The 10,216-nt window shown below is 60.0% G+C and carries 10 protein-coding genes; 8 read left to right on the top strand and 2 right to left on the bottom strand.

All coding sequences use genetic code 11. The features are described from left to right. Positions 1-150: 150 nt before the first annotated feature. Positions 151-1,284, top strand: a complete 1,134-nt coding sequence (locus ACTHV6_RS02030) for an aminotransferase class I/II-fold pyridoxal phosphate-dependent enzyme (protein WP_441385590.1) — start codon at positions 151-153, stop codon at positions 1,282-1,284. 107 nt (positions 1,285-1,391) lie between these two features. On the opposite strand, the gene ACTHV6_RS02035 is transcribed toward ACTHV6_RS02030, so the two are convergent. Next, positions 1,392-1,802 (bottom strand): hypothetical protein, encoded by a 411-nt coding sequence (locus ACTHV6_RS02035; protein ID WP_441385591.1) that lies wholly within the window; start codon positions 1,800-1,802, stop codon positions 1,392-1,394. Between the two features lie 155 nt (positions 1,803-1,957). On the opposite strand from ACTHV6_RS02035, the gene ACTHV6_RS02040 reads away from it, so the two are divergent. The 7 genes from ACTHV6_RS02040 to ACTHV6_RS02070 all read left to right on the top strand — a co-directional run bounded on the left by ACTHV6_RS02040 (position 1,958) and on the right by ACTHV6_RS02070 (position 8,438). Beyond that, entirely contained in the window at positions 1,958-3,223 is a 1,266-nt protein-coding gene (locus ACTHV6_RS02040) for a sensor histidine kinase (RefSeq protein WP_441385592.1), read from the top strand. Next, on the top strand, positions 3,220-3,885 hold the full coding sequence (locus ACTHV6_RS02045; protein WP_441385593.1) for a response regulator: 666 nt from the start codon (positions 3,220-3,222) through the stop codon (positions 3,883-3,885). Before ACTHV6_RS02040 ends, ACTHV6_RS02045 begins: the two co-directional genes overlap by 4 nt. A 39-nt stretch (positions 3,886-3,924) precedes the next feature. Continuing rightward, positions 3,925-5,046 carry a ferrochelatase gene (locus ACTHV6_RS02050; RefSeq protein WP_441385594.1) on the top strand — a complete coding sequence of 374 codons (1,122 nt, stop codon included), beginning with the start codon at positions 3,925-3,927 and terminating at the stop codon, positions 5,044-5,046. 119 nt (positions 5,047-5,165) lie between these two features. Beyond that, positions 5,166-5,879, top strand: a complete 714-nt coding sequence (hemQ, locus tag ACTHV6_RS02055; RefSeq protein ID WP_441385595.1) for a hydrogen peroxide-dependent heme synthase — start codon at positions 5,166-5,168, stop codon at positions 5,877-5,879. 80 nt (positions 5,880-5,959) lie between these two features. Then, complete coding sequence (locus ACTHV6_RS02060) at positions 5,960-6,424, top strand: hypothetical protein (RefSeq protein ID WP_441385596.1); 465 nt, start codon at positions 5,960-5,962, stop codon at positions 6,422-6,424. 80 nt (positions 6,425-6,504) lie between these two features. Further along, positions 6,505-7,788 carry a winged helix DNA-binding domain-containing protein gene (locus ACTHV6_RS02065; protein ID WP_441385597.1) on the top strand — a complete coding sequence of 428 codons (1,284 nt, stop codon included), beginning with the start codon at positions 6,505-6,507 and terminating at the stop codon, positions 7,786-7,788. 17 nt (positions 7,789-7,805) lie between these two features. Then, positions 7,806-8,438, top strand: coding sequence for a low molecular weight protein-tyrosine-phosphatase (locus tag ACTHV6_RS02070; protein ID WP_441385598.1), 633 nt, complete (start codon positions 7,806-7,808; stop codon positions 8,436-8,438). Between the two features lie 342 nt (positions 8,439-8,780). On the opposite strand, the gene ACTHV6_RS02075 is transcribed toward ACTHV6_RS02070, so the two are convergent. Beyond that, complete coding sequence (locus ACTHV6_RS02075; RefSeq protein WP_441385599.1) at positions 8,781-10,121, bottom strand: ABC transporter substrate-binding protein; 1,341 nt, start codon at positions 10,119-10,121, stop codon at positions 8,781-8,783. Positions 10,122-10,216: the final 95 nt, after the last annotated feature.

Raw genomic sequence — 10,216 nt, forward strand, 5'->3', positions numbered from 1 at the left:
CGCCGAGCGTCGCCTCGCGGGTCCGCAGCATCCGCGGGAAGTATGCTGGGTTGGTATTGGTGATAACGACGACGGGTTTCGCCGCCCTCCTGTCTCCTTGTAGAACTCGATTGCTGGGTTGCGCGGCACCCAACCGAAAGGATAACAACCATGAGTCAGCTCGCGGATTTCCGGCTCGAGACGTACTTTTCGAAGTGGGAGTTCACGGCCCGTTATCATATGGCAGCTTCGGATATGCAGAGCATGAGCATGCGCGAGCTGCTTGCTCTCGCTGATGACGAGGATCGTGATGCCTGGGAGAATTTGTGGCTTGGGTACACAACGAATGAGGGAGATCCGGCGCTCCGTGCCGCCATCGCGGGCATGTACGAACGTGTGGACGCCGATGATGTTGTCTGCTTCGCTGGGGCCGAGGAAGCCATATACCTCGCCATGCAAGTCCTCCTCAGCTCGCAGGACCATGCCATAGCAATAACGCCGAACTATCAGGCAGCTGAAACCGTGCCGCTATCCCTGTGCGAGGTGACGGGTGTGCCATTGGACGCGGATAATGACTGGGCGCTGGATCTGGATGCAATACGCGCCGCCACTCGATCCAATACGAAGGTCATCTCCGTCAACTTTCCGAACAATCCCACCGGCAAGGTCATTAGCCACGAGGATTTCGCGGCCTTGGTGGCCTTTTGTGAGGAGCGTGGTATCTACCTTTTCAGCGATGAGGTCTATCGCGGTGTGGAACGCGATCCCGCTGCCACCCTCACGCAAGCAGTGGACCTCTCCGAGCACGCGCTTTCGCTGAACGTCACGTCTAAGTCGCTCGGGCTCCCCGGCCTGCGCCTCGGCTGGATTGCGTGCCGTGACCGTGACCTGCTGGACAAGCTCGTCAGAGCCAAGCATTACACCACGATCTGCAATTCTGCTCCCAGCGAGGTACTCGCCCGCATCGCCGTAAAGGCACGTCACGCGATTCTGGCCCGTCAACGGGCGCTGCTGGAACGGAACATCCCTGTGTTCGATACGTTCTTTGCGGAGTTTCCCGAACTCTTCGAATGGCGCGCACCTGATGGCGGGTGCGTCGCGTTTCCGCGTTACATTGGTACCGGCACTACCGAGGAGTTCTGCACCCGCTTGGTCCAAGAGGCCGGTGTCCTGTTGTTACCGCCGAGCATGTACCAGTCCGAACTGGGCCCGACGCCTACGGACCGGTTCCGCATAGGAATCGGCCGCGCAAACCCAGAGGAGGGATTGGCAGTATTCGCAGACTGGCTGCGAGCGAATAGGTGACGCTTCGCCGCAGACACTGTTGAATCACCCGCACGAACTCTCGTTCTGTGCCGACAAATCTGCCGCGGAACCGATGAGATTATCCGCGGAACGTGACGAGTGTGGGATTAGGAATCTCCGCTGCGGATCCCTCGCCCACGCTGAACCAACAGTGCGAGACCACCGGCAACGGCTCCCCACAGGGCATTGGTTGTCAGGATGGGGATGATCGCAGCCGGATTTGCTATCGGGCCTTGCAGCTGCCCTGAGAGAATCGGCGAAAGAATGGCACTGAGAATGATCGCGAACACGGCGTAGGTTAGCCCCGCCAATACGAGTGTCGCAACAGGGCGTTCGACCCTGCTCATCCCCACGATGAGCACCCAGATCACCGAAACAACAAGAGTCATGGTGATGGGGAGTGCAGGAGAAGTTCCTCCGCTCAGCTGGTTGCCAACGATTCGCGAGACAGGGCGGATCATTGCGAGCGCACCCAAAAATGTGATGAGCGGCCAATTCAGTGATTGATGAATGTTCATGGTTCTCACCATAGGAACGCGCCGTCCCCAGCACATCCGTACAGAATCTCGTTCGCTACCGATACGCATCGCGATTCTCATACGTTCAGAAGCGACACAAGGTATCGCTCGGGGACTCATGCCGCGTTGCCGCACCACCCGGTAGGCTCATGGCTATGGGTGAGGGAGTATCAGGCGTTGGAGAGTGGCGGGGTGCCTCTCGCAGCGAATCATCCCGTGAACCCCATGTACCCAGCGAATCCAGTGAATCGGGCGCCTCCACCCAACCGTGGATCATGGATGCAATGCTGGGATTAATCGTCACGCTAGCTCTTGCCCTCATCATCGCCACAGGAGAAGGTGGTGGGCGAACCCCGGATCCCATTGCCTATCTCTTCGCCGCCGTATTCGGCGCCCTCATGCTTGCTCGCCGCTGGGCACCGCGCACAGTCCTCACGTTGAGCGTCTTGGGAATGTTTGGGTATTACATTCTGGATTACCCGCCTATCGGCGTGGCGATTCCGGTGGTTGCTGCGGTGTTTTCCGCAGCTGAAGCGGGCCTCCGATTATGGCCGGTAGGGGCTGCCTTGCTGACCCTCACCGTCTCCCTGTACTTCCGCGTTCGCGAGGGAGGAGAAGCGCTTGGCTTCCTGCTCGGATACGAATCAGTCACGAACATTGCCCTGTTCTCCGCGGCAATCGCGCTTGGATACGTCGTGCGCGCTCGTCGCACCCAGGAGACCCAACAAGCCGAAATCGCCCGCCTGACGGAAGCACAGCTAGTTCGCGAAATGGAATTGCAGATTCAGATCGAACGGGAACGCATTTCGCGCGAACTACACGATACTGTGGGCCACACCCTCTCCGTCATCTCGCTTCAAGCCGGAGTTGCCGCGGAGGCCGTTGGACCAGAGGATGGGGCCGCGAATGAGGCGATTGGCGTGATCCGAACGGTGAGTGCGAAATCGCTGGGTGACCTCCGCGCGATGGTCCGAATTTTACGTTCGAAAGATAACGACGACGACGGCACCCGCCGCCCCCAGTCCCTTTCTTCCATTCAGGAGTTGGTTGAAACGGCTCAGCTCGCAGGAGTTGATGTGGCGGTTATGATCACCGCAGATCCCTCACAGCTTGCCGATCCAGTTGATACTGCTGCCTATCGCATTATCCAAGAGTCAATCACCAACATCGTCCGCCACGCAGGGGCCACAAAGGCGAGCGTGGAGGCGAGCATTCAACATGAACGCCTCCAGCTCGCGATCACTGACAATGGCCGTGGAGGTGACCGGGACATGAACGCACCCGCAAGCGGCCAGCGAATGGGATTTGGCATTGCAGGCATGACTGAGCGAGTCAGATTGCTCGGCGGATCACTGAGCACTCGATCCGTTCCGGGCGAAGGCTATGTTGTTGCGGCGAGTATCCCAGTGAGGCTTTCATGATTCGTATTGTCCTTGTTGATGATCAGGAACTTGTGAGAGCCGGCTTGAGAACTCTGGCTGAACACGATGGCGATATTCACGTGGTTGCCGAAGCCGCTAATGGCAGCGATGGCGTTGCGGAGGTGCGCCGCTACAGGCCCGATGTGGTTCTCATGGACATCCGTATGCCGAAGATGGATGGGATTGTGGCTACCCGTGAGATCGTGGATGATCTCGCGCTGACCGGAGTCCGGGTGGTGGTACTCACCACCTTCGACGAAGATGAGGACATTCTGGCTGCCATCAGGGCAGGTTCGGTCGGCTATCTCCTCAAAGACATTGCTCCACATGACTTGCGGGCTGCGATTCGAGCAGCGGCAACTGGCGATGCTCTGCTTTCCCCCGCGATTACTCGCAAGGTGATGAGCGCTTTGGCGGGAGGCCCCACTGGCCGAACCCGCCCGCATCTTCTCGAACCCTTGACTGAGCGTGAACGCGAGGTCCTCACACGCGTTGGACTGGGAGAATCGAACGATGAAATCGGGGCGAGCCTGTACATTAGCCCCGCCACGGCTCGCACGTACGTGAGCCGGCTCCTGAGCAAGCTTCAGGCACGTGATCGCTCGCAGCTAGTTATTCTCGCTTACGAGTCAGGATTGATCACCCCGGGGAATGCGGGCTAATCCGCGTTGCGGCGTGGCGTGTGCAGCAATGGATGTTGAGTGCTCAACTACGCCGTCCAAGCTGATACGGTGAACGTTGTGCTAAATGAGGTGTACCCGTATGATGCCCTGCTGATCTGCTCGTTTGGTGGGCCAAACAAGACAGACGATGTTGTTCCTTTCTTGAAGAATGTGACCAGAGGGAAGAACATCCCCGACGATCGCCTCGAGGAAGTGGGCCAGCACTATTACGGCTTTGGTGGCAAGAGCCCAATTAACGAACAGAATCTCGCGCTGGCCGCCGCGCTGCGTGCCGAATTTGAGCGCCGCAGTATCGCCCTTCCCGTGATCTGGGGTAATCGCAACTGGCACCCATACACGGTGGATACATTACGTTCGGCTGCAGCCTTCGGCGCGAGGCGCGTCCTCACTCTCGTGACAAGCGCCTACGCCTCATACTCCGGCAGTCGCCAGTACCGCGAACACCTCGCGGCCGCGCAGGAAAACCTCCACATCGATATCCTTCGCCCGTTCTTCAACTCGCCCGGCTTCGTGCGATCCAACGCCGATGCGATTATCGAGGCGCTCGAGCAATTGCCCGGCGGCCCGGCCGGCGCCCACATCGTGTACGTCACCCACTCGATCCCCGTCACCATGCAGAAGGCGTCGGCCGTTACGGGGCCTGGATACCGTGAGCAGCACGAGGATGTGCGCGCCACAGTAGACGGGCTACTTGCCGACCGCTTCGGGCATCGCTTCGATTCCAGTTTGGCATTCTGTTCCCGTTCAGGCGATGGTGTTGTCCCTTGGCTGGAACCGGACGTGAATGATCGCATCGAGGAGCTGGCAGCCGCGGGCACCAAGAAGATCGTGATTGCGCCCATCGGCTTCGTATCCGACCATATGGAGGTTGCCTTCGATCTGGATATCGAGGCTATGCAAACAGCATCCCGGTTGGGAGTGGCTGCCGCCCGAGCAGGGACCGTGGGTGTACGCCAGCCTTTCATAGCCGGTATTGCGGACATGGTGATGGAACGGGCTGCGCGGGAAAGGGGCGAAGAGGTTCCGGCGCCCACGCTTGGCGCGCTGGGTGCCTTCCCGGATGTGGCTCCTCCGGGCAGCTGCCGCATGCGCTTCGGCGAGGTCACCGGCATACCAGTTCTGGCTGGCGAACAGGACTAGGACCTGAGCGCAAACAGCCCGTTGGGTGCACCGCCCTTGACTCACCGAATACACCAGATACATGGAATACACCAGATACACCAAATGCACGGAACGCAACGGAGAGGAAGTAATCCACGATGACTCAGGAGAAGATCCCCGTGATTGACCATTCAGCAGTGGCAGAAGAAATCAACGAATCCATCAACTACACGATGTATGCCGTGTTTCGAGAGGATCGCACCCAACGGGCTCCTGGCACCCAAGCTGCTGAAGCAATCCTCAACCGCCTTGCCGCCATCAACGGCCTAACGATCCGCGGCTGGTACAACATCTCGGGCTTTCGCGCGGATGCGGATGTCCTCCTGTGGCTCCACGCGCCACAGGTTGAATCCTTACAGGCTGGCTACCGAGTAATTCTTGAAGAATCTGCCGGCCGCCTTGCCCCCACATGGTCCTCGGTCGGAGTGCACCGCGCAGCGGAGTTCAACCGTGCCCACGTACCGGCGTTCCTCGCGGGCGAAGAACCGAAGCAATACCTGTGTGTGTACCCGTTCGTGCGTTCGTACGATTGGTATCTGTTGCCTGACGCCGAGCGCCGCCAGATGCTCCGCGATCACGGCATCGCCGCCAGCGGCTATCGCGATGTTCTAGCCAACACTGTCTCCTCCTTCGCGTTAGGGGATTACGAATGGCTGCTGGCCTTCGAAAGCGATGATCTGACGCGCATAGTCGATCTCATGCGGGATCTTCGCGCCACCGAGGCCCGCCGCCACGTCCGCGAAGAAGTCCCATTCTTCACTGGCCCGCGTGCCAATGCCGGGGAACTCCTACGCCGCGCGCTCGCGGCATAGGAAACGGGTCTTCTCGCTGCCGGCGGCAAGCAGTCTCGGGCTGGCGACCTTCTGGTAGAGGCCCCGTGTACTCTTAGGCCATGCTGAGACTCTTGACCGCTTTCATGAGTGGCGCGGGCCTTGCCGCCGCAGCCTTCCACCTTGCTACGGGGGATGCCCGGTTCGCTTGGGTATGGATCACCGCGATCATCGTGGTGCCCCTGATGCCGATTTTTGCCGCGACGATTCTATACGTGCGAAAGGGCTCAGCCGGTTTCGCGCAGGTACTTCAGGACGGCAACGCCCGTGGCCACAGTTCCGGCCACGGAGCTTCTCTCGATCCCGAGTGGCAGACCAGCTCCGAAATCGTCGCACCCTCGCTTGCCTCCCAAGGAAGCGCGTGGGACACGGGGTCGGACCGCCCACGCCAGATACCGGCCACACCCAGCACTGCCCCAGGGCGTGGCTGGAAAGTATTTAGCTCCGGCCTCCTGTTCCTCGTTGGTGTCGCGGTAATTTTGCTACCCGTAATTGACGATTTTCGGGATGGTATCAGCGTTTTTTGACGCGGACTGCGCTCTGATTCCGGACTTGGTGGACGTGTATGAGGTTCGGGCTGTCGGATAGCCGTGGCAGAATCTCCCACATGAGCACAGCAAGCCAGCGCCGCAGGATTTCTCAGCTACGCCTGCTGGCGCAACGGCTGGTTGGTGAGCCGTGGGAAACCGCGGCAGAGGCGGCACGCGCCATGATGTGCATGCAAGGGCAGGACTGGGCCGGTGCGCTACTTTCCTTGGCGCTGCGCACGCGGGCGCGTTCTGTGGGGGAGGTTCGCGAGGCATTCGATGCGGGCCTGATCGTGCGCTCGTGGCCACAGCGCGGCACGCTCCACGTGGTTCCGGCCGAGGATATTGGCTGGTACTTGAAACTCACCGCGCAGCCGCGCTTGATGGGGCAGGAAAAGCGCCGGATGGATCGCGGGATCACGGCGCACCACATCGACAAGGTTCGCGATCTAACGGTGACTCTCCTACATGTTGGTGGCCCGGGCCGTGAGGCTGGGCGCAGCGGCGAAAAGGCAGGTGGTAGCCGGGGGAGCGACGATGTAGAGCGTGCACACGGCGTCTCCAGAGACGCTCTGATCGCGTGCTGGGAGGAAAACGGCGTGCCTTCGGGTAACGGATGGGGCTACTACCTTCTGCATCACCTGTGTGTCGAGGGGACTCTGGTGCAGGGACCGATTGGGGTTGATGGCAAGCAGCTGTTTGTCCTCGCGGAGGAATGGATCCAGCATCCGCGTGCGTTGGGCCGCGTAGATGCCGCTCATGAAGTCGTGGCGCGCTATCTGGCCTCGCACGGGCCGGCTTCGCGCAAGGACATCAACTGGTGGAGTCAGCTTCCGCTCAGGGAGATCGATCAAGGTATTGAGGCATGTTCTGCTGAGCTGACTGGGATCGATGTTGATGGGGAGACATACTGGGTTTACAACTCGGTGATGGAACGTGCCGAGGCCATTGGATCGGCTACGCTCAGCCGTTCCCTTCTTGCCCTGCCAGGATTCGACGAACTCATCTTGGGGTATGGCAGTAGATGGATGACCATTCCCGCGGAGCACGCTCAGGATCTAGTCCCGGGAAACAATGGTGTATTCCGTAAGTCGATCATTCAGGGCGGCACCGCCGTGGGCTTTTGGCGTCCTGGGGCCACCAAACCGGCCAATACTGGGAAGCTAGCTGACGGTAGGGGATTCCGGGAGCCGGGGGCCACTAAACAGGCTCAAGCTAAACCGGGCAAGATGGCGGTGCCCACTGCTCCTAGCGAGTCCGCTCAGAAGTCCATTTCCGCAACGCCGGTTCTTGAGCTTTTCAAAGAACCAAGCCCGGCACTCTCGCGGCGCTTAGAGAACACCTTTGCGAGACTGCCAATATGAGCCTCTAGGATGGAGCCATGACGCACGTATCCCATCCTCAGGACCAGAGTGCCCGCGCCACAATACTGAAGAACCTTGACGCCCTCCCGCAGATTCTCGTGGTATGTACGGGTAACATATGCCGATCGCCTATGGGTGAAGTGGTGCTGAGGGAGCGGCTCCATGAGGCGGGTCTCGATGAGTACAGTGTTGCCAGCTGTGGTGTCTCGGACGAAGAATCCGGTGGTCCGATCTATCCTCCGGCGGCCGCAATGTTGCGGGAGAATGGCTATCCAGTGCCTGTTCGCCGGGCGCACCAAGCAACACCGGCTGAGCTTACTGAATCTGGCCTGATTCTTGCTATGACTGTGGGCCATGCGCGGGCGCTGCGGCCTACTCTTGAGCGCCTCGGCGTTCCGCTCGAACGAGTTCACTTGTGGCGGGAGTTTGACGGGACGGCCCCGATTGCATCGGAAGGCTGCTATCTCCCGGGCGGGGTTCTTGCCGGCGGGCAGAACAAGCACAAGCGCTCGCGGGGGTACTCGGACTACTACTCCTCGGAAGGCACCTACGATGTGCCCGACCCGTGGTATACGCGAGATTTTGACGCGACTCTGGATGTTGTGGAGGCCGGCGCTGCTGGAATCGCCCGGCTTCTCGATCCTCAGTAGGGGTGCGACAAGCCGATAGTCCCAACCCAGCTCCGTATACGGTGTGCGCCGTGCATATTGCACAGTGGCTACAGCATACGGAATTGAAGCCAAGATGCGGTGCCTTGTCGGACGGGGATATAGCGACTGAGTTCCCTATGTGGTGTGCGCCGTGCATATCGCACAGCGGCTACAGCATACGGAATTGAAACCCGCATATGGCCCCGAAACAGTGGCATCGGCGATTGCCAAGCGGGTGGCGGCGTACACGCTGCCACGGTCACAAGGAAGGCGGCTAGGGCAAAAGCCTAGCCGCCTTCCTTGCTTTACTTATGTGCTGTGCGCAGCGGTAAAGCCGCGCTACTACTCCATGGCCGCGTTACCGGCGTCCTGAGCGTCCTGCAGGCCCTTCGCCAGATCATCGGATCCGAGGAAGAGGTCGGCCAGCGGCGGGGTGTACGCGTTGGTGCCGGCGTCAACGGCCGGGCCCACGGGTGGGCGGGCAGTATCGCCCTTGGCGGCCTCGATGAACGGGGTCACGTCAACACCCTGCTCGTCCCAGTAATCCACGTAGCCCTGCTGAGCGTCAACGGCGCCGGGGAAGGAGATGCCCTGATCGGCGAGTGGGGCTTGACCCTCTGCGGAACCAAGCCACTTCATGACTTCGATTGTGGCATCTTCGTTCTCAGTGTTGGCGTTGCCAACAGCAACCACGCCGTGCACGGTTCCCACGCGGCCTTCAGGACCCTCGATCATGGGAGCGATGCCCCAGTTGATGTCGGTGGCGCCTTCAGCGATCTGCGGGAGGCTGTAGGGGCCGGACTGGAACAGGGCCAGCTTGCCTTGGTTGAACAGGTCGCGGGAAAGATCACCGTTGGTGTTGGTGTCCGCCGCGGAGGGTGCCACGTTGTACTCGTTGATCAGGTCAATGAGGTAGCCGAAGGACTCCACGCCCTCCTCTGAAGCGAAGGCAAATTCGTCAGTATCCTCATTTTGGAACTGCGCACCGTTCTCTGCTAGCCACGGCAGGTACATGGCTTGCATGTCCGCCTGCGCGTTCAACCCGTAGGTGTCAACGCTGGATGCATCGAAATCGGCGGAATCAGCCGTGTTCCCGTTGGAATCAGTGGTGAGCTGTTGAAGTGCTGGGAGTAGCGTATCGCCATCTCCGGCCCCCGGCGCCCACGTCAGATCCTCTACGTCAATGCCCGCAGCATCCACGAGATCCTGATTGTAGAACAGGGCGATTGAATCCCAGAGCTGGGGAACGCCCCACAGGCTGCCGTCGCGCGTGTACAGGTCAACAACGGACTGCTCCCACTCGTCGTGATCGTCGCTAATTGCTTCGCTCACGTTGATCAGGCTGCCGTTATCCGCGTACTGGGCAACGTTCGAGGAGTTGACGAGGAACACATCGGCCATATCGCCAGAGTTGATGTCCAGCGGGATACGGCTCCAGTACTCGGACCATGGGACAACGTCCACGTTAACTTCGATGTTGTCATTCTGCTTCTCGAATTCCGCAAAGGAATCCTCGTAGGCGGGAGCGGCAACATCGTCCCATAGGCGGAAGGTAACCGTCGTCTTATCTCCCGAGGAAGATTCGTCGCCCCCACCGTTATCGCTGGCGGGCGAGCAGGCGGCCAGCACCATGGCGATGCTTGCGGCAGTAGCCGCCGTCAGCGCGAAACGCTTCGGCTTCATAGTGTCTCCTAGTGTGCGTATGTACCGCGGCCGTGACGGCGCGATAGTGTCCATGTTGCTCAGCTTAATAGGGGGCCGGGGTATTGCACCAACAT

This window comes from Ancrocorticia sp., from assembly GCF_052089425.1.
Taxonomy (GTDB): domain Bacteria; phylum Actinomycetota; class Actinomycetes; order Actinomycetales; family Actinomycetaceae; genus Ancrocorticia.